21 protein-coding genes and 2 pseudogenes are annotated in these 22,486 nt (G+C 64.0%); 7 read left to right on the top strand and 16 right to left on the bottom strand.

Features of this window, described 5'->3' with window-relative positions:
* Positions 1-289 (top strand): annotated as a pseudogene (locus BM059_RS25860) (IS481 family transposase); the annotation flags it as partial.
* Between the two features lie 202 nt (positions 290-491).
* Here BM059_RS25860 and lipA read toward each other — a convergent pair.
* The 6 genes and pseudogenes from lipA to leuS all read right to left on the bottom strand — a co-directional run bounded on the left by lipA (position 492) and on the right by leuS (position 7,789).
* Positions 492-1,544, bottom strand: coding sequence for a lipoyl synthase (gene lipA, locus BM059_RS24435; protein ID WP_074941683.1), 1,053 nt, complete (start codon positions 1,542-1,544; stop codon positions 492-494).
* Between the two features lie 161 nt (positions 1,545-1,705).
* Positions 1,706-2,971 carry a lytic murein transglycosylase gene (locus tag BM059_RS24430; RefSeq protein WP_074941682.1) on the bottom strand — a complete coding sequence of 422 codons (1,266 nt, stop codon included), beginning with the start codon at positions 2,969-2,971 and terminating at the stop codon, positions 1,706-1,708.
* 81 nt (positions 2,972-3,052) lie between these two features.
* Positions 3,053-3,199, bottom strand: a pseudogene (gene arfA / locus BM059_RS24425) (alternative ribosome rescue factor ArfA); the annotation flags it as partial.
* Between the two features lie 226 nt (positions 3,200-3,425).
* Positions 3,426-4,454 carry a DNA polymerase III subunit delta gene (gene holA / locus BM059_RS24420; protein WP_036998248.1) on the bottom strand — a complete coding sequence of 343 codons (1,029 nt, stop codon included), beginning with the start codon at positions 4,452-4,454 and terminating at the stop codon, positions 3,426-3,428.
* 56 nt (positions 4,455-4,510) lie between these two features.
* The gene (locus tag BM059_RS24415) at positions 4,511-5,122 is read right to left on the bottom strand and encodes an LPS-assembly lipoprotein LptE (protein WP_074941680.1); all 612 of its coding nucleotides are present in this window, start codon (positions 5,120-5,122) and stop codon (positions 4,511-4,513) included.
* Between the two features lie 54 nt (positions 5,123-5,176).
* Positions 5,177-7,789 carry a leucine--tRNA ligase gene (gene leuS, locus BM059_RS24410; RefSeq protein WP_074941679.1) on the bottom strand — a complete coding sequence of 871 codons (2,613 nt, stop codon included), beginning with the start codon at positions 7,787-7,789 and terminating at the stop codon, positions 5,177-5,179.
* Positions 7,790-7,966: 177 nt separating this feature from the next.
* On the opposite strand from leuS, the gene BM059_RS24405 reads away from it, so the two are divergent.
* A complete protein-coding gene (locus BM059_RS24405; RefSeq protein WP_074941678.1) occupies positions 7,967-8,395 on the top strand; it encodes a hypothetical protein in 429 nt (142 codons plus the stop codon).
* A gap of 118 nt (positions 8,396-8,513) precedes the next feature.
* Entirely contained in the window at positions 8,514-9,284 is a 771-nt protein-coding gene (locus BM059_RS24400) for a YdcF family protein (protein WP_074941677.1), read from the top strand.
* 154 nt (positions 9,285-9,438) lie between these two features.
* Here BM059_RS24400 and lnt read toward each other — a convergent pair whose 3' ends face one another.
* From lnt to miaB, 5 genes are all read right to left on the bottom strand, one after another.
* A complete protein-coding gene (gene lnt / locus BM059_RS24395) occupies positions 9,439-10,962 on the bottom strand; it encodes an apolipoprotein N-acyltransferase (RefSeq protein WP_074941676.1) in 1,524 nt (507 codons plus the stop codon).
* A gap of 229 nt (positions 10,963-11,191) precedes the next feature.
* Complete coding sequence (locus BM059_RS24390; protein WP_074941675.1) at positions 11,192-12,031, bottom strand: HlyC/CorC family transporter; 840 nt, start codon at positions 12,029-12,031, stop codon at positions 11,192-11,194.
* 6 nt (positions 12,032-12,037) lie between these two features.
* Positions 12,038-12,517: an rRNA maturation RNase YbeY gene (gene ybeY / locus BM059_RS24385; protein ID WP_074941674.1), complete on the bottom strand. Its 480-nt coding sequence runs from the start codon at positions 12,515-12,517 to the stop codon at positions 12,038-12,040.
* Complete coding sequence (locus tag BM059_RS24380) at positions 12,510-13,502, bottom strand: PhoH family protein (protein ID WP_036998343.1); 993 nt, start codon at positions 13,500-13,502, stop codon at positions 12,510-12,512. The genes ybeY and BM059_RS24380 overlap by 8 nt, the downstream gene beginning before the upstream one ends.
* 87 nt (positions 13,503-13,589) lie before the next feature.
* Positions 13,590-14,933 (bottom strand): tRNA (N6-isopentenyl adenosine(37)-C2)-methylthiotransferase MiaB, encoded by a 1,344-nt coding sequence (gene miaB, locus BM059_RS24375; protein WP_074941673.1) that lies wholly within the window; start codon positions 14,931-14,933, stop codon positions 13,590-13,592.
* 189 nt (positions 14,934-15,122) lie between these two features.
* Here miaB and BM059_RS24370 point away from each other — a divergent pair, with 189 nt between their 5' ends.
* Positions 15,123-15,446: a DUF1820 family protein gene (locus tag BM059_RS24370; RefSeq protein ID WP_013717157.1), complete on the top strand. Its 324-nt coding sequence runs from the start codon at positions 15,123-15,125 to the stop codon at positions 15,444-15,446.
* Positions 15,447-15,574: 128 nt separating this feature from the next.
* On the opposite strand, the gene BM059_RS24365 is transcribed toward BM059_RS24370, so the two are convergent.
* The 5 genes from BM059_RS24365 to BM059_RS24345 form a co-directional block, all read right to left on the bottom strand.
* Complete coding sequence (locus BM059_RS24365; protein WP_074941672.1) at positions 15,575-16,123, bottom strand: tetratricopeptide repeat protein; 549 nt, start codon at positions 16,121-16,123, stop codon at positions 15,575-15,577.
* 95 nt (positions 16,124-16,218) lie between these two features.
* On the bottom strand, positions 16,219-16,851 hold the full coding sequence (locus BM059_RS24360) for a DUF6962 family protein (RefSeq protein ID WP_074941671.1): 633 nt from the start codon (positions 16,849-16,851) through the stop codon (positions 16,219-16,221).
* Positions 16,851-18,140: a glutamate-1-semialdehyde 2,1-aminomutase gene (gene hemL, locus BM059_RS24355; protein ID WP_074941670.1), complete on the bottom strand. Its 1,290-nt coding sequence runs from the start codon at positions 18,138-18,140 to the stop codon at positions 16,851-16,853. Before hemL ends, BM059_RS24360 begins: the two co-directional genes overlap by 1 nt.
* Before the next feature lie 22 nt (positions 18,141-18,162).
* A complete protein-coding gene (gene thiE / locus BM059_RS24350) occupies positions 18,163-18,789 on the bottom strand; it encodes a thiamine phosphate synthase (protein WP_074941669.1) in 627 nt (208 codons plus the stop codon).
* A complete protein-coding gene (locus tag BM059_RS24345; protein WP_167364600.1) occupies positions 18,786-19,583 on the bottom strand; it encodes a hydroxymethylpyrimidine/phosphomethylpyrimidine kinase in 798 nt (265 codons plus the stop codon). Before BM059_RS24345 ends, thiE begins: the two co-directional genes overlap by 4 nt.
* A gap of 143 nt (positions 19,584-19,726) precedes the next feature.
* Between BM059_RS24345 and BM059_RS24340 the strand changes: the two genes are divergently transcribed.
* The 3 genes from BM059_RS24340 to BM059_RS24330 all read left to right on the top strand — a co-directional run bounded on the left by BM059_RS24340 (position 19,727) and on the right by BM059_RS24330 (position 22,485).
* Positions 19,727-20,887, top strand: a complete 1,161-nt coding sequence (locus tag BM059_RS24340; RefSeq protein ID WP_074941667.1) for an MFS transporter — start codon at positions 19,727-19,729, stop codon at positions 20,885-20,887.
* A 90-nt stretch (positions 20,888-20,977) separates the two neighbouring features.
* Positions 20,978-21,724: a siderophore ferric iron reductase gene (locus tag BM059_RS24335; RefSeq protein ID WP_074941666.1), complete on the top strand. Its 747-nt coding sequence runs from the start codon at positions 20,978-20,980 to the stop codon at positions 21,722-21,724.
* Entirely contained in the window at positions 21,718-22,485 is a 768-nt protein-coding gene (locus BM059_RS24330; RefSeq protein WP_036998223.1) for an ABC transporter ATP-binding protein, read from the top strand. Before BM059_RS24335 ends, BM059_RS24330 begins: the two co-directional genes overlap by 7 nt.
* The last annotated feature ends 1 nt before the right edge of the window (position 22,486 follow it).

Raw genomic sequence — 22,486 nt, 5'->3', positions numbered from 1 at the left:
CTACCGTCCGCATGAGGCTCTGGACCAACGGCCGCCCATAGAACGCTATCGGCCCAGCCCACGTAGCTACCCGGAACAACTGCCAACAATCGAGTACGAGCCGGGAGACCACGTGGTGAAGGTACGTCGGACCGGGCAGGTGTATTTCAAAGGGCTCAACGTCTTCGTCAGCGGAGGTTTATACGGGGAAAGGGTCGCCATCCGCCCCACCGCCGAAGATGACGTCTACGATGTGGTTTTCATCCGCAAAACGCTGCGTCAGATAGACCTGAGGCAACGGGCAACATGATCATCAACCTGTTACCCATGTCCCCCGACAGGTGTTTACCATGTCCCCCGGCTGAACACACGGCGCACCCTACGAACTGTACTCTGGCCGAGCCATGCGTAGGGTGCGCTGCGTGCACCAATGAGGTCACTGCATCTTTCTGACACAGCAATGAAAAAGGGACGCCGAGGCGTCCCTTTTTCGTTGGTCGTGAAGACCTGCCTCAGTTCAGGTTCAGCGCCGGGATAATGCTGGCGTTGACCTCTTGGCCAGGCACCGGAACCGGGGCGGCGAGGCCCAGGTTGTTCTTCTCGAACACGCGGTCGGCGCGGTAGCTGGAGCGTACCAGCGGGCCAGCGGCGACTTCCATGAAGCCTTTCTCCAGGCCGATGTCGCGGAAGCGGTTGAACTCTTCAGGGCTGACCCAGCGCTGTACCTTGAGGTGATTACGCGTGGGTTGCAGGTATTGGCCGAGGGTGAGGATGTCCACGCCGATGGCGCGCAGGTCATCCATGGTCTCGATGATTTCCTCGTCGGTTTCGCCCAGGCCCAGCATCAGGCTGGTCTTGGTCAGCACGTCCGGGCGATGCTTCTTGGCGTGTTCGAGTACCTTGAGGGTTTTCTCATAGCCGGCACGCGGGTCGCGAACTTCATAGGTCAGGCGTTTGACCGTTTCGACGTTCTGCGCGAAGACTTCGAGGCCGGAGTCGACGACGCGTTCGATGGCCTGATGATCACCGTCAAAATCCGGCGTCAGGGCTTCGACCACCACGTGCGGGGTGTTCTCCTTGATCGCGCGCACGCAGGCTGCGTAGTGCCCGGCGCCGCCGTCTTCCAGGTCGTCACGGTCGACCGAGGTCAGCACGATGTAACGCAGCGCCATCAGCTCCACCGATTTGGCGGTGTTCTGTGGCTCTTCCAGGTCCAGCCAGCCATTGGGGTTGCCGGTGTCCACGGCGCAGAAGCGGCAGGCGCGGGTGCACACCGAGCCCATCAGCATGATGGTGGCCGTGCCGTTGGACCAGCACTCGCCCATGTTCGGGCAGTGCGATTCCTGGCAGACGGTGCTCAGGCGGTGCTCGCCGACGTTACGCTTGACCGCCTCGAAACGGCTGCCACCCGGTGCCTTGACCCGCAGCCACTTGGGCTTGGGTTCAAAAACCTGGGGTTCGGCCGAGGCGCGGCGCTTCTGGCCATCCTTGATCGCGGTGATGCCTTGGGCGGTGCGAAATTTTTCGCCGCTGGCGACGGATTTGGGCGAGGAGGTGTCGGACATCGGAAATCAGGGCTCCGGTAGAGGCTCCGTGGGCAGGTGGCTTTTGGCCGCCGGCCAGTCTACCACAGAAGGTGTATGCAGACGCTGGGGCCGCCTGTCGACAAAAGGTCGATGACGCGTTTGATCTGCCAGGTGCCCGCCAGCGATGGCGGGCAACACAGTCAGTGCTTGGGCTTGGCGCGCAGCTGTTGCAGCAGTTCGGTATTGGGATAGCCATCGGCTGGCCAGTTCAACTGCAGCTGCAGGGCGCGGATGGCCTTGCGCGTGTTGGCGCCGATGATGCCGTCGGCTGGGCCGGGATCGAACCCGGCCTTGGTCAGCAGCTCCTGCAGTTCGATGCGTTCACTACGCCCCAGCTGGCGCTCGCCGCGTGGCCACTGGCCTTTGACTTCGCTTGGGCGCAGCAGGTTGTCGGCGAGCAGGCCGATGGCCAGCGCGTAGGACGTGGAGTTGTTGTACTTGAGGATGCTGCGGAAGTTATCCAGCAACAGGAAAGCCGGCCCTTGATGCCCGGCGGGCAGCTGCAGACTGGCGCGTGCGCTGGCTGCTGCGCCAGTGGGCGCCATGGGGCGGACGCCGAGTTCTGCCCACTCGGCTAGGGTGCGACGCTGATCCGGGTCGGCCAGGGCGTAGTCGAAGCCGTTGGGCAGACTCACCTCGAAGCCCCAGGGCTGACCACGTTGCCAGCCAGATGCCTGCAGATAATGTGCAGCCGAGGCCAGGGCATCGGTTGAGGAGTTCCACAGGTCGCGCTTGCCGTCGCCGTCGAAGTCCACCGCATGCTGGTTGTAGGTGGTCGGCATGAACTGGGTCTGACCCATGGCGCCGGCCCAGGAGCCGATCATGCGCTCGCTGGGTACGTCGCCGTTCTGCAGGATTTGCAGGGCGGCTAGCAACTGAACGCGCCAGAAGCCCTGACGGCGACCGTCATAGGCCAGGGTAGCGAGTGAGCGAATGACGCTGTGGCTGCCGATGTTGTTGCCGAAATTGCTTTCCAGGCCCCAGATCGCCACCAGGATCTGCGCTTCGACGCCATATTGCTGCTCGATGCGTTGCAGCACCAAGTTGTGCTGCGCCAGCAGCACCCGGCCGCGGCCAATGCGGCTGGAGGAGACCGCACCGTCGAGATACTCCCACACCGGGCGAGTGAACTCGGGCTGGCTGCTGTCGGCCTTGAGCACCGCGGGGTCGGGGCTGATGCCCGCTAAAACGCGATCGAACAGCGCTGCGTCGATGCCGGCGGCAATCGCTTCGCTGCGCAAGGCTTGTCGCCAGTCGGCGAAACTGGTCAGCGGCTCTTCGGCGGTGGTCTGGGCCGCTGCCGGCGTCGTGATGGTCGGCAGGTTTTCTGCCGGAGCCTGAGCGCAGGCAGCCAGCAGTAGGAGAGGAAGCAGAGCCAGGGCGCGACGAGGAAACTGGTGTGGCATGTCTATCTCAGGGCGTTTAAGCAGGCTGCTACCTTAGCATGCTCGTAGAGGATTCTGGGCTATCAGCGAAGCGAAGAGGCCCATAAAGCAAGAAGCCTCCCAATTGTGGGAGGCTTCGCGGCGGTAGCTGCCTTTGCCTTTCTGTGGTCGTTCCTGGCGGGAGCGAAACAGTGGCTGGGCGACGATGGATTTGGCCTTGTTCGGCCGTTTGCCGGTTTTCTTGCTCATGGCGTTTCCTCATGCAGACTGGCCTGCGCCAATGCAGGCGGCGTGGACTATGCGCCGCTGTACAGAAAATGTCCAGATTGCGGTCTGGATGGGGAGCCCGTATGAGCGAGCTCTACTCGCGAAGCTTTTCAGCGCGTAGGGTGGGCTTTAGCCCACCAACGGTGGTGGACGTGGGCTGAAGCGGATCGCCGCCCGGCCCACCCTACATGGAAGCAGGCAGCAACAATTACAGGCGCAGGCGCTGTCCGGCTAACTGCAGGGTCAGCATGGCCAGATCGCTCCACGGATCACCGGGCGCCTGGCCCTTGATCTGTGCGTCGATCAGCTGCGCCTGCTGCAGCAACTGGCCCCAGCGCTTGCTGCTATGGCGTTGCAGCGCCTTGGAGACCAGCGGCCGGCGTTTGTCCCAGACCGGCGGGCGCGCGCTGGAGAAGGCCTTGTCCAGGGGGATGCCCTGGCTTTGCTGGTGGGCGATGCCGGCCAGCAGGCGAATCTCGCGCGCCAATGCCCAGAGGATCACCGGGGTTTCCACGCCTTCACCACGCAGGCCTTCCAGCACACGCAGGGCGTGTGCCGCATCGCCGCCCAGTGCGCAGTCGATCAGGCCGAAAACGTCGAAACGGGCACTGTCGGCCACGGCAGCCTGGACGGTTTCGGCATCGACCTGGTTGCCGTCGGCCAGCAGCTTGAGCTTTTCCACTTCCTGGGCGGCGGCCAGCAGGTTGCCTTCCACCCGGGCAGCGATCATGTCCACTGCATCGGCGCTGGCGCTGAGGCCGGCCTGAGCTAGGCGCTGGCGAATCCACTGCGGTAACTGGTTGGCATCCACCGGCCAGATCTGGACGAACTGGCAGGCCTGGCCGTCGATCAGCGCCTTGGCCCACTTGGATTTCTGCGTGCTGCCGTCGAGTTTGGGCAGGCTCAGCAAGAGGACGGTGTCCTCGGGCGGGCGGGCCAGGTATTCCAGCAGCGCTGCCGTGCCCTTGTCGCCTGGCTTGCCGGAGGGCAGACGCAGTTCCAGCAGGCGCTTCTCGGCGAACAGCGACAGGCTGGCGCCAGCCTGCAGCAGGTTGCCCCAGTCGAAGTTGGCTTCGGCATTGAACACCTGGCGTTCGCCGAAACCCTGCTGGCGGCAGGCGTTGCGGATGGCGTCAGCGGTTTCCTGGCACAACAGCGGCTCGTCACCACTGATCGCGTAGACCGGTGCGAGAGAGCCTTGCAGATGTTTGCCGAGTTGGGCGGGGGCAAGCTTCATCGAGGTGATGCCATCGAGGCGAATGGATCAGGGCCGCCGCAGCGGCCCTGGTGCCGTCACTGGATCGGCAGTTCGATCGGCGACTGCTGCGGGGCGACCTGGCTTTCGCGAGCACGGCGAGCCGCTTCCAGGGCTTCGGCTTCCGCCCTGGCGCGGGCTTCGGCGGTCTGCTGCAGTTGGTCCAGTTGCTCAGGGGTGACTTGCTGCAGGTTCTGCACAAGTTGCTGGATCATTTCACGGCGCAGTTCGCTGCGCAGCTGAGCCGCTTCCTGGTCGGAGCCGGCCAGGTTGTTATCGTCCTGCTGGTAGTAGTTTTGCACTTCCACCTTGTTGCCGGTCAGCAGCAGGTTCTTCGCGCCGCGGATTTCGTATTCCAGGCCCATGGTCAGTTCGTACTCGGCGGTACGTGCGCCGCTGCTGTAGCTGGCGCTGCGACGATTTTCGGTCTCGCGGCTGATCACCAGCTTGTAGGGTGCGCCGGAGTAGACGCGAACATCGTTGTTCTCCAGCACTTCACGCACTTGCTGCACGGTGTCGCCATAGGCGTCGCGCGCGCTGACGTCGAGTTCCTTCAGGGCGAACTGCACGTCGCCGGTACCGCGCAGCTGGAAGCCGCATGCGCTGAGCAGGCCAGCCAGGCCGATGACCAGCAGATTCCGTTTCATCATTCTCATATCCCCTTGGCGGATCACGGCGCCACACATGTGTGGCGCCGAGCTTAATCAGTTGGCGACTATGTTGACCAGCTTGCCTGGCACCACGATGACCTTGCGAATGCTCAGGCCTTCGGTGAAGCGCAGCACGTTCTCGTTGGCGCGGGCTGCGGCCTCGACGTCTTCGCGGCTGGCGCTGGCCGGCACGATGATCTCTCCGCGCAGCTTGCCGTTGACCTGCACCACCAGGGTCAGGCTGTCCTGCACCAGGGCGGATTCATCGACCTGCGGCCACTGTGCATCGATCACCGCATCGGCATGACCGAGGCGTTGCCACAGCTCGTGGCTGATGTGCGGGGTGATCGGTGCCAGCAGCAGGGTGACGATTTCCAGGCCTTCCTGCAGCAGTGCGCGATCCTGCTCGGTCGCGGTGGCGGCTTTTTCCAGCACGTTCATCAGCGTCATCACCTGGGCGATGGCGGTGTTGAATTTGTGGTGCTGGCCGATATCGTTGCTGGCCTGCTTGATCGCCAGGTGAATGGCGCGGCGCACGGCCTTCTGCTCGTCACTCAGGCTGGCGATATCCACCTTGCCTGGCAAGCCGGCGCTGACGTGGCTCTGAGCCAGACGCCAGACGCGACGCAGGAAGCGGTTGGCGCCTTCGACGCCGGCGTCCGACCATTCGCAGCTCATGTCGGGCGGCGAGGCGAACATCATGAACAGGCGGCAGGTGTCGGCGCCGTAAGCGTCGATCATGTCCTGCGGGTCGACGCCGTTGTTCTTCGACTTGGACATCTTCTCGGTGCCGCCGATTTCCACCGGCAGCCCGTCGCTTTTCAGCTTGGCGCCGATGACCTTGGCCTTGGCGTCACGCTCGACTTCGACATCGGCCGGGTTGAACCAGTCCTTGCCGCCGTTTTCCAGGGTGCGGTAGTAGGTGTCGGCGACCACCATGCCCTGGGTCAGCAGGTTCTTGAACGGCTCGTTGGACGACACCAGGCCTTCGTCACGCATCAGCTTGTGGAAGAAGCGCGCGTAAAGCAGGTGCAGAATGGCGTGCTCGATGCCGCCGATGTACTGATCCACTGGCAACCAGTGGTTGGCGGCAGCAGGGTCGACCATGCCGCCCTCGTAGTGCGGGCTGGCGTAGCGGGCGAAGTACCAGGAGCTTTCCACGAAGGTGTCCATGGTGTCGGTTTCGCGCTTGGCCGGGGCGCCGCATTTCGGGCAGCTGCACGCGTAGAACTCGGGCATCTTGGCCAGCGGCGAACCAGCGCCGTCCGGTACCACGTCTTCGGGCAGCACCACTGGCAGTTGGTCTTCCGGCACCGGTACGTCGCCGCAGGCGTCGCAGTGGATGATCGGGATCGGGCAGCCCCAGTAGCGCTGGCGGCTGATACCCCAGTCGCGCAGGCGGAACTGGGTCTTGCGTGCACCGTGCTCGCTGGCTTCCAGGTCGCCGACGATAGCGTCGAAAGCCGCGCTGAAGTCCAGGCCGTCGTACTTGCCGGAGTTGATGGTGGTCAGGCCGGCCTTGTCGCCGTACCAGTCCTGCCAGGTGCTGGCGTCGTAGTCCTTACCTTCGCCGGTGTAGACCTGCTTGATCGGCAGGTCGTACTTGTTGGCGAATTCGAAGTCGCGCTCGTCATGCGCCGGCACGGCCATCACCGCGCCTTCGCCGTAGCCCCACAGCACGTAGTTGGCGACGAATACCGGCAGCTTGTCGCCGGTCAGCGGGTGAGTGACGAACTGGCCGGTGGCCAGGCCTTTCTTCTCCATGGTGGCCATGTCGGCCTCGGCCACGGAGCCGGCCTTGCACTCGGCGATGAAGGCGGCGATGGCCGGGTTGCCCTCGGCAGCGCGCTGCGCCAGCGGGTGTTCCGCTGCCACGGCAACGTAGGTGGCGCCCATCAGGGTGTCGGGACGGGTCGAGTAGACCTTCAGTTGGCCGTCGATGCCGATGCTGGCGACGTCGTAGTCGAACACGATGTCGGCACCGAAGCTCTTGCCGATCCAGTTGCGCTGCATGGTCTTGACCTGCTCGGGCCAGCCATCCAGCTCATCCAGGCTGCTCAGCAGCTCTTCGGCGTAAGCGGTGATCTTGAAGTAGTACATCGGAATTTCGCGCTTCTCGATCAGCGCGCCGGAACGCCAGCCACGGCCGTCGATGACCTGCTCGTTGGCCAGTACGGTCTGGTCGACCGGGTCCCAGTTGACGGTGCCGTTCTTGCGGTAGATCACGCCCTTCTCGAACAGGCGGGTGAACAGCCACTGCTCCCAGCGGTAGTAGTCCGGCTTGCAGGTGGTGACTTCACGCGTCCAGTCGATGGCCAGGCCCAGCGATTTGAGCTGGGACTTCATGTAGGCGATGTTCTCGTAGGTCCACTTGGCCGGTGCCACCTGGTTCTTCATCGCGGCGTTTTCCGCCGGCATGCCGAAGGCGTCCCAGCCCATCGGCTGCAGCACGTTCTTGCCCTGCATACGCTGGTAGCGGGCGATCACGTCACCGATGGTGTAGTTGCGCACGTGCCCCATGTGTAGCTTGCCGCTGGGGTAGGGGAACATCGACAGGCAGTAGAAGGTGTCCTTGCCGGGTTGTTCGCTGACGACGAAGGATTTCTGCGCGTCCCAGTGGGACTGCGCGGCGGCTTCTATTTCACGGGGCGAGTACTGTTCGTGCATGGCTCTGGCGCTGAAGGAATGGGGCTTGCGGAAAACGTCGTAGCATACATGAGCGCCGTCTATCGAGGGAAACCCAGATTGTTCGCGCCCGCCGTTTGTCGCGGCGCCGGGCTGCTCGCAGGGCCTTCGCTAAGCTTGAATCAAGTCCCGAGATTGTCGGGGCTCGCGAGGTGTCAGATGGTCGATGCACGGCAAGCGGAACGGGGTGGTGGCCTTTACGAGCGGTTGCTGCAAAGGCTTGCCCTGGCGCTGGAGGAGGCCGATACCGCCAGTCGCCTGCATGCCGAACCGTTGCGCGAGCTGGAGCTCGATGGGCTGAGCCCGGCGGAGCTGGAACTGATCCGCGCCTATCTCAACCATGATCTGCATTGGCTGCGTGGCTGGCATGCGGCTGCCGAGGAACTGGCCTTGATTCAGCGCCAACCGCTGCGTAGCGCCAAGTCCGCAGGTGGCAAGCCGCTGGGGCGGATCAAACCCATGATGAAACGTCGCCAGGCGCTTTGCTGCGCACTTTGTGGCGCTCCCGTGAGCTGGCATCGCGGGCAGGATGCTCAGGCTTGCCAGGCCTGTGGCTCCAAGCTGTTTCGCAGCGGTAATCCCCGTTAGCAATCTATTCAAAGCTGCCAGGGCTTTGGTCTCCTGCATCGCTCTAGCGCCTGCATCCATGCTGTCGTCACCTGTGTTTTCAGCAACCTGCTAGGCTTGAGCGCCCCGGAGGTGCCTGATGCCGATTCGCTACATCCTCAAACAACTGCTGATGCCGCCAGGCGTTCTGCTTCTGCTGATTTTGCTCGGCTGGTGGCTGCGCCGCCGCTTTCCGCGGGTGGCGGTTGCCTGCTTTGCCGTCGGCTTCGGCGGGCTGTGGTTGATGAGCCTGCCGGCGGTGATGCAGTGGAGCGCCGCCTGGCTCGAACGTGAGCCGGTGCTGGAAGAAGCGCAGTGGGCGCCGCTGGCGCAGCGTGCCGACGCCATCGTGATTCTCGGCGCCGGGCGTGAGCAGAACGACCCCGGCTGGGGCGGGAGCGATCAACCCGGGCTGATGGCGTTGGAGCGCCTGCGCTACGCGGCCCGTCTGGCGCGCGCGTCCGGCCTGCCAATGGCCGCCAGTGGTGGCCTGCATTACGGCCAACCGCCCAGTGAAGCAGCATTGATGGCCGATGCCATGCGTCGCGACTACGGATTGGATATTCGCTGGCTGGAAGAGCAAAGCCGCACCACCTGGGAGAACGCCTTGCTCAGCGCTGAACTGCTGCAACCCCAGGGCGTGCGGCGCGTGGTGCTGGTCACCCAGGCCTGGCACATGCCGCGTGCGCGCTGGAGTTTCGAACAGGCTGGCTTCGAGGTGATTACCGCGCCGATGGGCTATCTCAGCGCGGGTTACGAGCGCCCGCTGGGTGGCTGGCTACCGGAGTCGAGAGTGATCTGGCAGAGCAGTCAGTTGCTTAATGAGGCCATCGGCTTGCTGGCGTATCCATTGACCTACGGGCATCGGTAAGCGGTTCTCGGCGGCTTAGGTGGGTGTGCCATACGTATCAACTGTTCGGCGTCGGTCGTGTTCTTGTTGCGCACGGCGCACCCTACTGTAGCCCGGATGCAATCCGGGGAGTCGTGGCGCCTGACTCCCGGATTGCATCCGGCCTACATCGGTTTTACAGCGTCTTGGCCATGCGGCTGGTCAGCAGCGCCCAGCCCAGCAGCAGGGCGCAGAGAATCGCTAGTGGCCAGATGCGCCATTGCAGATAGGGCGTGAGCCCTTGCATGGGCACGACTTCGCCGTAGAGCACGCCGCGTTCGAACTGCGGCAAGCCGAACTGGATGCGTCCTTGCGGGTCGATCACCACGGTCATGCCGTTGTTGGTGGCGCGGATCATCCAGCGCCCGGCCTCCAGTGCACGCATCTGCGCCATCTGCAGGTGCTGCAGTGGGCCGATGGAGGTGCCGAACCAGGCGTCGTTGCTCACGGTCAGGAGGATGTCGCTATCCGCCGCCAGCGCTGCCGCGAATTCCGGATAGACCACTTCGTAGCAGATGAACGGCGCGATGCGATGTCCCTTGGCCAGTAGCGGCTGCTGGTCGGCAGGGCCGCGGGCGAAATCGGACATGGGCAGGTCGAAGAAGGCGATCAAGCCACGCAGCAGGTCCTGCAGGGGCACGTATTCGCCGAATGGCACCAGCTTCTGCTTGAGGTAGGTGCCCTGGCCTTCGCCAAAACTGGTGATCGCATTGTAATAGCGAATCTCCCCACGCTCGTTGGACTGCCGCACCGGTACGCCGGTGATCAGCGCACTGTTGCGGTCACGGGCGAAGCGATCCATCACGCCGATATAACCTTGGGCCATGTCCTTGAGCACCGGGATCGCCGTTTCCGGCCAGACCAGTATGTCGACCTGTTTGGCGCTGAAGCTGAGGTCGCGGTACAGCGCCAGCTGTGCGTTGAGCTGGGCCGGGTCCCATTTCATGCTCTGTTCGACGTTGCCCTGTACGGCGGCGACGGTAAGGCTGTTACCTGCGGCATGGGTCCAGTTGTGATCCTTCAGTGCCAGGCCTGCGAGCCAGGGGCTCAGCAGCAGGAGCAGGGCGCAGGCATAGCGCGGCTTGTGCTTGCGCAGTTGCTCCAGATTGATGATCAGCGCTGCCGACAAGGCGATGACGAAGGACGACAGCCAGACCCCACCAATCGGCACCAGGCCGGCCAGCGGTCCATCGAGCTGGCTGTAACCGGCGTAGAGCCAGGGGAAGCCAGTGAGGAACCAGCTGCGAAACACTTCCTGGGCGACCCACAGCGCGGCGAACGCCAGGGCGTCGGCCAATGGCGCTTCGTTGCGGCGTATCCAGCGCGCCCAGAGCGCGGCTGTCAGGGCGAGGAGCAGGCCCAGGCCGGCGACGAAACCCAGGGTGAGAAAGCCGGCCAGTGCTGGTGAGGCTGAGCCGTAGTCATGGATGCTGACATACACCCAGCTGGTGCCGGCGGCGAACAGGCCGAAGCCATAGCTCCAGCCGCGCAGCGCTGCCTGGCCGGGGCGCAAATGGCGCAGGCCGAAATAGAACAGGGCAATGGAGAGTACGGCCAGTGGCCAGAGATCGAAAGGGGCGAGCGCCAGGGTGGTCAGAGCGCCTGCGCCGCAGGCGAGCAGGTGGCCGGGCCAGCCCGGACGAGTGATCCATTGCAGCATGGGTAGATCCTTGGAGTCGGGGTGGCGCAAGGGTAGGGGTAGGCAGTGGCAGGCGGCAAGTGCTGGGGATGTTCTGAAAAAACCTTTTATCGTCACTCCCGCGAAGGCGGAAGCCCAGGTGATTCGCAGGTTGTGGATGCCCGCCTGTGCGGGCATGACGGTTTTTTCAGTGTTTCCCTGGCTCGGATGCAATCCGGGGAGGCTCGCTAGCCATCCCCGGATACCGCTGTCAGCGGCTGACTGGTGTCAGGCGCAGCAGGTGGATACGGCGGCTGTCGGCATTGAGCACGCGGAAGCGGAATTCGCCGATTTCGGTGACTTCGTTGCGCTTGGGCAGGTGGCCGAAGGCATTCATCACCAGGCCGCCGACGGTGTCGTACTCATCGTCGGAGAACTGGCTGTCGAAGGTCTCGTTGAAGCTGTCGATGGGCGTCAGTGCCTTGATCAGGAAGTCGCCGGAGGGCAGCGGCTTGATGTAGCCGTCTTCCTCGACATCGTGCTCGTCTTCGATGTCGCCGACGATCTGCTCGAGCACGTCCTCGATGGTGACCAGGCCGGCAACACCACCGTACTCGTCGATCACCACGGCCATGTGGTTGTGATTGGCGCGGAACTCGCGCAGCAGCACGTTGAGGCGCTTGGACTCGGGCACGAAGGTGGCCGGACGCAGCAGGTCCTTGATGTTGAAGTTGGGTTGTTCGCCCAGCAGCACCAGCGGCAGCAGGTCCTTGGCCAGGAGAATGCCGATGACGTCGTCGAGGCTCTCGCCAACCACCGGGTAGCGCGAGTGCGCAGCGTCGATGATGGCGGGCAGGAATTCGCGGGGTGTCTGGCTGGCCTTGATGCTGATCATCTGCGAGCGCGGCACCATGATGTCGCGTACCTGCAGGTCGGCGACCTGGATGGCGCCTTCGACGATGGCCAGTGCTTCGCTGTCGAGCAGCTTGTTCTGGTGGGCTTCGCGCAGGACTTCCAGCAGTTCCTGGCGGTTTCTCGGCTCATGAGCAAAAGCCTGGGTCAGCTTGTTGAACCAGGACTTCTGCTCGTTGCTCGATCGGTCTTCGCTCATGGCGTTTTACTCGGGGTCCTTATCAATAGGAGATTCGTCGTCCGCATAAGGGTCGGGGTGACCCAGTTCGGCGAGCAATTGTCGTTCCAGTTCTTCCATCTCGAGGGCTTCGTCTTCCTCGATATGGTCATAGCCCAGCAGGTGCAGGCAGCCGTGGATCACCAGGTGGGCCCAGTGCGCTTCCAGGGTCTTGCCTTGTTCGGCCGCTTCGCGCTCGACCACCGGCACGCAGATCACCAGGTCGCCCAGCAGCGGGATGTCGAGAATCCCATCGGGAATCTCGGCAGGGAAGGACAGTACGTTGGTGGCGTAGTCCTTGTGCCGCCAGGTGTGGTTCAGCTCGCGGCCTTCGGCTTCGTCGACCAGGCGGATGGTCAGCTCGGAGTCGGCCGTGCGCTGGCGCAGCGCCAGTTCGCACCAGCGGCGCAGTTGCGCCTCGTCCGGGTGCTGGCCGTCAGTGGCCAGTTGCAGGTCCAGTTCAAGCATCGTGGCCGTCGGCCTTGCCGTTCAGGCGCGCATCGTGGCGCTCGTAGGCTTCGACGATGCGCTGCACCAGCGGGTGGCGCACGACGTCTTTGGGCTTGAAGTGGGTGAAGCTGATACCGGGTACGTCACGCAGTACTTCGATGACGTGCGCCAGGCCGCTCTTGGTGCCGCGTGGCAGGTCGACCTGGGTGATGTCGCCGGTGATCACGGCGGTGGAGCCGAAACCGATACGGGTGAGGAACATCTTCATCTGCTCGACGGTGGTGTTCTGACTCTCGTCGAGAATGATGAAGCTGTTGTTAAGGGTGCGGCCGCGCATGTAGGCCAGTGGCGCGATCTCGATCACCTGCTTCTCGATCAGCTTGGCCACGTATTCGAAACCGAGCATCTCGTACAGCGCGTCGTACAGCGGGCGTAGGTAGGGGTCGATCTTCTGTGCCAGGTCACCGGGCAGGAAGCCGAGCTTCTCGCCGGCCTCGACCGCCGGGCGCACCAGCAGGATGCGCCGCACCTGCTCGCGCTCCAGTGCATCCACCGCGCAGGCCACGGCCAGGTAGGTCTTGCCGGTACCGGCCGGGCCGATGCCGAAGTTGATGTCGTTGTCGAGGATCGCCTTGACATAGAGCTGCTGGTTGGCGCCGCGCGGCTTGATCACGCCTTTCTTGGTGCGCAACGTCACCTGCGGCAGGTTGCTGGGGTTGACCAGCTCCTCGACGCCGGATTCCTGCAAATACAGGTGCACCAGGTCGGGCGACAGCTCGGTGGCTTTGGTTTCGCGGTACAGCTTGCGCAGCAGCTGCTCGGCGGCCTGGGTCTTGTCGACGCTGCCAAGCATTTCGAACTGGTTGCCACGGTTACGGATTTCCAGGCCGAGGCGCTCTTCGATCAGGCGCAGGTGCTCGTCGAACTGGCCGCAGAGGTTGGCGAAACGGCGGGCCTCGAAAGGTTCGAGGGTAAAACGATGAGGTTCTAGAGAGGCGTTCAAGGTGATGGTGTGATCGTCACTTGTCTGGGTATGAAAAGGCAGCATAACGCCGGGCGCCCACAACGCAAAGTATGGGCGCCCACGACGTTAGTGGAGGGTTTCGGCATCCAGCAGGGTGCCGCGCAGCGAATGGGGCAGGGCGTCGTCGATGTGCACCTCGACGAACTGGCCGATCAAGCGCGGATTGTCGCAACGGAAATTGACGATGCGGTTCTGCTCGGTGCGGCCCTGGAGCATGCCCGGGTCCTTCTTCGAATAGTCGCTGACCAGGATGCGTTGCACCGTGCTGACCATGCGCCGGCTGTTCTCGAAACCGTTCTGGCTGATGCGATGCTGCAGCAGGGCCAGGCGCTGTTTCTTCACCTCGTCCGGGGTGTCGTCGACCAGATCGGCGGCCGGCGTGCCGGGGCGCGAGCTGTAGATGAAGGAGAAGGAGAAGTCGAAACCGACGTCCTCGATCAGCTTCATGGTCTGCTCGAAATCTTTCTCGGTCTCGCCGGGGAAGCCGACGATGAAGTCCGAGCTGATCAGAATGTCTGGCACCGCCGCACGCAGCTTGCGGATGCGCGACTTGTACTCCAGCGCAGTGTGGTTGCGCTTCATCGCCGCGAGGATGCGGTCGGAGCCAGACTGCACCGGCAGGTGCAGATATTTGACCAGCTGCGGGATCTCGGCGTGGGCGGCGATGATTGCGTCGGAAAACTCCAGCGGGTGGCTGGTGGTATAGCGGATGCGCTCGACGCCATCGAGGGCTGCCACGGCATGCAGCAGTTCGGCGAAGTCGGCGATATGGCCGTCCGGTGCTTCGCCGCGGTAGCCATTGACGTTCTGCCCGAGCAGGGTGATTTCCTTCACGCCCTTCTCGGTGAGGGAGGTGATTTCCATCAGCACGTCGATCAGCGGTCGGCTGACTTCCTCGCCACGGGTGTAGGGCACCACGCAGAAGGTGCAGTACTTGCTGCAGCCTTCCATCACCGAGACGAAGGCGCTGGGGCCGTCGACGCGCGGCTCGGGCAGGCGGTCGAATTTTTCGATCTCGGGGAAGCTGATGTCCACCTGGGCGGTCTTGGTGGTGCGCGCGGCGTCGATCATTTCCGGCAGACGGTGCAGAGTCTGCGGGCCGAATACCACGTCGACGTAGGGCGCGCGATCACGGATGGCAGCGCCTTCCTGGCTGGCCACGCAACCGCCGACGCCGATCACCAGGTCCGGGTTGGCCTGCTTCAACTCGCGCCAGCGGCCGAGCTGGGAGAACACCTTGTCCTGCGCCTTCTCACGGATCGAGCAGGTATTGAGCAGGATCACGTCGGCTTCTTCAGGTTTTTCCGTGACCTCCAGGGCCTGATGCTCGCCCAGCAGGTCGACCATGCGCGAGCTGTCGTACTCGTTCATCTGGCAACCGTGGGTTTCGATATAGAGCTTCTTGGTCATGGCACTGTCTGAGGTGGTTAAAAAATGACCGCGCATTATAGGCGTGTGCCAAGGGGGATGCTACCGCTCAGTTCCCGTAGCCCGGATGCAATCCGGGGCCTTGCGCCGTCCTTCTCCGGATTGCATCGGGTCTACGTTTGCGGCGCTGTGCTATCCTGCGCGCCCCGTTTTTCCTGATTTCGAGTCTTCATGAGCAAGCGCGATCCCATCTATAAGGTGATTTTCCTCAACCAGGGCCAGGTGTACGAGATGTATGCCAAGCAGATCTATCAAAGCGATCTGTGGGGCTTTCTGGAGGTGGAAGAGTTCGTCTTCGGCGAGCGCAGCCAATTGGTGGTCGACCCCAGCGAGGAGAAGCTCAAGGCGCAGTTCGAGGGCGTGGTGCGCAGCTTCGTGCCGATGCACGCGATCATCCGCATCGACGAAGTGGAACGCCTGGGTACGGCGAAGATCAGCGAAGCCAAGGGCGGCGGCAACGTGATGCCGTTCCCCATGCCGATGCCGGACAAGTGAGCGACATCATAGCTAGCTAGGGTGGGCTTCAGCCCACCAGCAGTATCGAGAAACTACTTGGTGGGCTGAAGCCCACCCTACGGCTGAGGCGGATCGCCGCCCGGCTCTCCATACGCCTGACGCTACCTTTAAGGCAGCGGCGAGAAGGGCGAGCGACCTTCGGCGGTCTGTAGCTCCAGCAGGTAGCTGCGGAAGATCTGCCCCAGCACCTGGCTGGCGATTTCCAGTTCATCACGACGCATCTGCGCCGATACCAGGTCGGCGCTGTCCATGGCTTCGTCCGAGCCATTGACCGATGCCATCTTCAATACGATGTAGGCCTGCACGTTGTTGGCCGGTACGCCTTCACCACGGAAGAACATGGTGCCCAGACGCAGTTGCGCTTCGGCGTGGCCCTGCAGCGAGGCGCGTTCGAACCAGGTCAGGGCCTGCTTGAGATCACGTGGGGTGTGTTTGCCGTCGTAGTAGTACTCACCCAGCTCATAGGCCGCCTGCATGTTGCCGGCGCGCGCCATCTCCTGGCAGCTGGCCAGGGCGTCGGGCATTTCTTCGGGGGAGGCGTTCAGGGTGCAGCTGCCGCTAGCGGGGATCAGCAGGGAATTGCCGCCTGCAAACGCAAACAGCGGGAGGAAAAGCAACAGGCAGCCCAGGGACAGGGTGCGGCCGGTGCGGTTCATCTGGATAACGGGACCTCGGCAATTCAGGGCGGGTGACGTGCCCGGTCGGCGCAAAACGTGCCGACCGTCGCATTATGGAATAAACCGGGCGGTTGTTACAAAGCCTGTTTCTTCGCACTTCCCGGCAGGCTCAGCAGTAGCCAGGCCAGCAGCGGGTACGCTGGTGTCAGCAGCACGTGGAACAGGTCAATGCGGCGCAGTGGTCCGATCACACCGTCGGTGCCGACCGCCACGCCGGCCAGCAGGAACAGGCCCACTACCACGGCTGCACTGATTGCAGGGGCGCGGCGTGGCCACTGCACGGCGCCGGTATAGAGGATCAGCACCAGCGTGGCCAGGTTCAGCGCCAGGCGGTAGTCCTCCAGGTAGCCAAGCTGGCGGAACAGCTCGAAGAACGCGCACAGCCCGAGCAGGATGCGCCCCCAATTAGGCCTGCTCCAGGCCCAGCCACGGCCCAACGCCAATGCCGCGGCGCCGAGCAGGGGCAGGCCGAGAAAGCTGCTGGCCTGCGAGAGCCACAGGTGTGCGGGCTGCCAGCTGGGGTCGAAGCCGTAGCGAATCACGCCGACGCTGGCAGCTGCGGCAGGCAGCAGAAAGCCGAGCAAGGCGCAGAACAGTGCCGGCTGGTCGCCCTCACCGTAGCGCCCGCGTGCCCGACCGATCAGCCAGGCACAGGCAGCGCAAGCCAGTGCCAGCAACGCATCACTGAAGGCGGTGCTGTATTGCATCAGGCTTTTTTCAGCTCGGCGAAGGCGCGCTCGGCGGCCGCGAAGGTGATTTCCAGCTCCTTGTCGCCATGGGCGATGGAGGTGAAGCCGGCTTCGAAGGCGCTCGGCGCCAGGTACACACCGCCGTCCAGCATCAGATGGAAGAAACGGTTGAAGCGGGCACTGTCACTGGCCGTCACGTCGGCGAAGGTGACGATATCGTCGGCACCGCTGAAGTACAGGCCGAACATAGCACCTGCCTGTGTGGTGACGAACGGAATGCCGGTAGCATCGGCGCGCTCCTGCAGACCCGCGAGCATGCGCGAGGTGTAGTCGCTCAGCTCGGAGTGGAAGCCCGGACGGCTGATCAGCTTGAGGGTGGTCAGGCCGGCGGCCATGGCCAGCGGGTTACCCGACAGGGTGCCGGCCTGGTAGACCGGGCCGAGCGGGGCGATGCATTCCATGATTGCGCGCTTGCCGCCGAAGCAGCCTACCGGCATGCCGCCACCGATGATCTTGCCGAAGGTGGTCAGGTCCGGGGTGATGCCGTAGTGCGCCTGGGCGCCGCCGAGGGCGACGCGGAAACCGGTCATCACTTCGTCGAAGATCAGCACCACGCCATGTTTGTCGCACTGCTCGCGCAGGCCTTCGAGGAAGCCCGGCGCCGGCGGTACGCAGTTCATGTTGCCGGCCACTGGCTCGACGATGATGCACGCGACTTCTTGGCCGACCTGCGCCAGGCACTCGGCCACCGCGTCGATGTCGTTAAACGGCAGGGTCAGGGTGTGCTTGGCGAAGGCCGCCGGCACGCCTGCGGAGTTCGGTACGCCTTGGGTCAGGGCGCCGGAGCCGGCCTTGACCAGCAGGCTGTCGGAGTGACCGTGGTAGCAGCCCTCGAACTTGATGATGCTGTCGCGACCGGTATAGCCACGCGCCAGGCGGATGGCGCTCATGGTCGCCTCGGTGCCGGAGCTGACCATGCGCACCATCTCCATCGACGGCACCAGGCTGCACACCAGCTCGGCCATTTCGGTTTCCAGCGCGGTCGGCGCGCCGTAGGACAGGCCGTGCTGCAACTGACGACGCACCGAGTCGAGCACGTCCGGGTGGCTGTGGCCGAGGATCATCGGGCCCCAGGAACCGACGTAGTCGACGTAGCGCTTGTCGTCTTCGTCCACCACATAGGCACCTTCGGCGTGCTTGAAGAACAGCGGGGTGCCGCCGACGCTACGGAAGGCGCGCACCGGCGAGTTGACGCCACCGGGGATGTGCTTCTGGGCGTTGGCGAAGAGAATTTCGGAACGGGACATGGCAGGTCTCTCTGGAAACGAATCAGTTGAACAGCGCGGCGAAGGCGCGGGCGCGGTCTTCCACCTCGAGGGCGGAGTCTGCAGCGAACAGGGCGTGGATCACGGCGATCATGCTGGCGCCGCGGGCGATCAGGTTGGGTGCGGTGCCTAAGGTCACGCCGCCGATGGCGACGATGGGCTGGGCAAAGCGCGCGCGCGCCTCGTCCAGTAGCTCCACGGTGGCAGCCGGAGCGCCGGGTTTGGTGTTGGAGTTGAAGAAGCGGCCAAAAGCGATGTAGCTGGCGCCTTCGTTGGCGGCGCGTTCGGCCAGTTCCAGCTGAGCGTGGCAGGTGCCGCCGATCACGGCATCGGCGCCGAGGCGGGCGCGGGCAGTGGCCAGCGAACCATCAGTCTGACCCAGGTGCAGGCCGACGCCCAGGTGCGCGGCCAGCTCCAGGTCGTCATTGATGATCAACGTGGCGCCGTGGCGTTGGCACAGCTCGGCCAGCGCCTGGGCTTCATCGAAACGGCGTGCGGCGTCAGTGGATTTATCGCGGTACTGCAGCAGGCGCGCACCGCCGATCAGCGCCGCCTCGGCGTAGGGCAGCAGCTTGCCATCGGCCAGCAACGGCGTGTCGGTGATGGCGTAGAGGCCGCGCAGTGACGTCATTGGCCGTAATCCAAAGGCAGACGGCGCGGCACGTACTGGCCGTGGCCGGGTTGTTCGGCGTCGCGCAGGGTACGCCAGGTGTAATCCAGGGCGCTCTTCACCGCGCTGACCAGTTCTTCGCCCAGCGCCAGGCGACCGGCCAGGGTGCTGGCCAGGGTGCAGCCGGAGCCGTGATAGCTGCCCGGCAGGCGCGCGCAGGTAAAGGTATGACGGCTGCCGTCGCGGCTGTACAGGCGGTTGTGCACTTCGGCTTCGTCGCCGTGGCCGCCAGTGATCAGCAGGTGTTCAATGAGGGGCAGCAGCTTGTCCGCGCACTCGTCGGCCGTACCTTCCGGCAACTCGGCGAGGATGCGCGCTTCCGGCAGGTTCGGCGTGGCGATGGTGGACGCGGCGAACAGACGCTCGCGCATGGCATAACCGACGTCATCCTTGCCCAGCGAGCCACCGCCGCCTGCACGCAACACCGGGTCGCAGACCAGGGGTACTCCTGGCAACTGGCTCATCACCTCGAGCACGGTGTCGACCATATCCACCGAGCCGAGCATGCCCAGCTTGACGGCGGCCACGGGCATATCGGCGATCACTGCACGGGCCTGGGCCAGTACCCAGTCGCGGTCGAGCACGCGGAAGTCGGAGACGTTGACGGTATCCTGCACGGTCAGGGCGGTCACCGTCGGGGCGGCGTGGCAACCTTGAGCCAGCAGGGCTTCGATATCGGCCTGCAGGCCGGCACCACCGCTGGGGTCGTGACCGGACATGCAGAGCACTACGGGGCGGGAGTTTGGCGTTTTCATGGTGCGCGAGCTTATCACTAACAGGCCTTGAGTCGCTGCACGCCATGCCGGTTGGTAGCCTTTCTGATTCTCGTCTGTATTGGCATTAACTGGTCTGGGAATGGCATCATGCGCGGCTCTGTCGCCTTGCCCGAATGCCTCCAATGACGTTGCGTACCTGCCTGATCATGATGACCGCCCTGGCGGTGATCACCGATAACCTGATCATTCCTTTTTATCCGCAGTATTTCGCCGAGCGTTTCGACAATCCGCCGGAGCAGCACGTTGGCCTCTATCTGGCGGTGGTCAGCCTGGTGGTGATGTCGGTGTTCCCGCTCTGGGCGCGCCTGGCCAAGCGCGTGCACCCGGTGCGCATCCTGATCAGCGCGCAATTGATGGCCGGCAGCCTGACTGCCGCCTGCTATTTCATCGACTCGCTGCCGCTATTCTGGGTGGTGTCGCTGCTGATGGTGGTGTTCAAGGGCAGCTACCTGCTGATGTATCCCTACGTGATGAGCCTGCAGCAGCAGGACAATCACACCCAGACCATCGGCACCCTGTCGGTGGTGGTGCACTTCGGCGCGATCCTTGGTGCTGCGCTGGGCGGCCTGATCCTGCAGATCATGAACATTGGCGACGTATTCCTGGTGATGGCCGCTGGCGACTTCATCCAGATGGCCATCTGCATGCATCTGGTACGCGGCTACCTGCCGGCAGCGGGCGAGCACCCGGCGAGCGAAGAGGCGCCGGTGAAGAATGAGTCGCGTAGCCTGCCGGCGATCTACCGCCTGTGCCTGGTGATGCTGCTGTTCTATTTCGTCGGTTACGTCACCCGGCCATTCTTTGCCGTCTATTGGCAGCAGGTGGCGCACTGGAACAGCGAGATGGCCGCCGGTTTCGTCTATGCGCTACCCGGCGCTGTGGCCGTGTTGGCGCTGTGGTGGGGGCGCCGCGCGACGAAGCAGGGCAACACCCTCGACGGTATTCTTGCCGGTTTGCTGCTGGGCGCGGCAGCCACCTTCATTCAGGGCTTCGGCGATCAGTGGCTGATCCTGCTCGGCCGCGTGCTGTTCGGCTGGGCGCTGTATCAGGTCACCGTGCGCCTCGATGCCTTGTTGTTCGAGCTCAGTTCGCCAGAGCACTACGCGGTGGACTTCAGCAAGATCAACATCTTCCAGTGCCTGGGCAACATGGGCTCGGCCTATGGCGCGGGGCTGCTGGTCAGCCATTACGGCCAGGCCATGCCGTTCTGGGTCGGTGCTGTTGGCCTGCTGCTGACCGCTGCGCTGTTCCCGTTGCTGGTGCGCAAACCTAAGGCGGTCTGAGTATTGAGTGGCGAATGATAATTTGATGCAGATGCGTATCGATGATTAAATTCGTCCCCCGCACTGCTTCTGTTATCCGGGTTCGCCGCGATGCACGATCTTCACCACCTGCTCGACGTGATTTCCCGCTGCCTACCTGGGGTGCAGGGGCGTATCGGTGCGGCCGGTGCCGAGCTGCTGGTGTGCGGCAGTGATGGCAACGACCAGCGTATCGCCGCGCTCTACCGGCACTGGCAGCAGGCTCATCCCGAAGCCGGGCCGCATTACTGGACGGTGCGCAGCTGGACCTACCTGGTCTGGCAACCCATTTACCTGACTTTGCTCGGTGTGCACCTGGCGCAGCGCATGCCCTGCTTGGCGAGCCTGGGGCAGGCGGTGCAGGGCGGCGTGGTGCTGGGCTTCTGTCTGCCCGAACACTGTCCGCAGCAGGCCGCGGAAGATGAGCTGATCGGCCCAGCTGCCAGCCAGCTCGAACAATTACTGCGTCGTCAGCACGTCGAGTTCTGTCAGGTGCAGAGCATCCACGGCAAGCTGGCTCAGCGGCTGGCAGCCGACTATGTGCTGGCGGCGTTGCTGCTGGTGCAGCGTCAACTGAGCCTGGATAACCAGCAACTGCGAGGGTTGTCGGCGCGCTGGCTGGAGGCATTGGGGCTGCGCGGTGGCAGCGACCTGCTGGAAGTGCGTCTGGAGGATGGGCGCGACTGCTTGACCCTGGAGCGCAAGGCCTGTTGCCAGCATTTTCGTCGTTGCGACGGCGAGTTGTGCAGCACCTGCCCGAAGTTACGTCGTGACGAGCGCCTGGTGCGCCTGCGTGGGGAGTTGGCACAGGAATGCTGAACCTGCGTGGTATCGAAGTCCGCCGTGGCGAGCGGGTGACGCTGGCAGTGGACGAGCTGCATCTGGAGGGTGATCGCTTCACCGTGATCCTCGGCCATAACGGCTCGGGCAAGTCGACCCTGATGAACCTGCTGGCGCGGCAGCTGCAGCCGACCCGAGGGACGCTGCAACTCGACGAGCGTGAGCTGGCCGGTTTTTCTGCCCGTGACTTCGCTCAGCGCGTGGCCTTCTTGCCGCAGCACCTGCCCGACGTTGCCGGCCTGACCGTGCGCGAACTGGTGCGCCTGGGGCGCTTTCCCTGGCGTGGGTTGCTCGGCCGTTGGCGCGCCGAGGACCATGCCGCCGTCGACGCGGCGCTGGCGCAGACCGATGTCGCCCATTACGCCGATCAGCTCGCCGACAGCCTCTCCGGTGGCGAGCGTCAACGTGCCTGGATCGCCATGCTGCTGGCCCAGCAATCGCCGCTGCTGCTGCTCGACGAGCCAACCTCGGCACTGGACCTGGCCCACCAGTACGAGCTGATGGGCCTGCTGCGTCAGCTCAATCGCGACAGTGGGCGTGGCATCGTCGCCATCCTCCACGACATCAACCTCACCGCGCGGCATGCCGACCGGGTGATCGCCCTCAAGCAGGGACGGATCTTCTTCGATGGCAGCCCGGACGAGCTGCTCAGCGGGCCATTGCTCAGCCAGCTTTACGACATCGATATCGAACTGATCGAACAGCCCGGCAGCGCCCGCAAGATTGCCGTGGTGGCCTGAG

The sequence above is a fragment of the Ectopseudomonas composti genome, from assembly GCF_900115475.1.
Lineage (GTDB): Bacteria > Pseudomonadota > Gammaproteobacteria > Pseudomonadales > Pseudomonadaceae > Aquipseudomonas > Aquipseudomonas composti.
The sequence above is the reverse complement of the archived record's forward strand: the minus strand, read 5'-3'. Positions and strand labels throughout refer to the sequence as shown.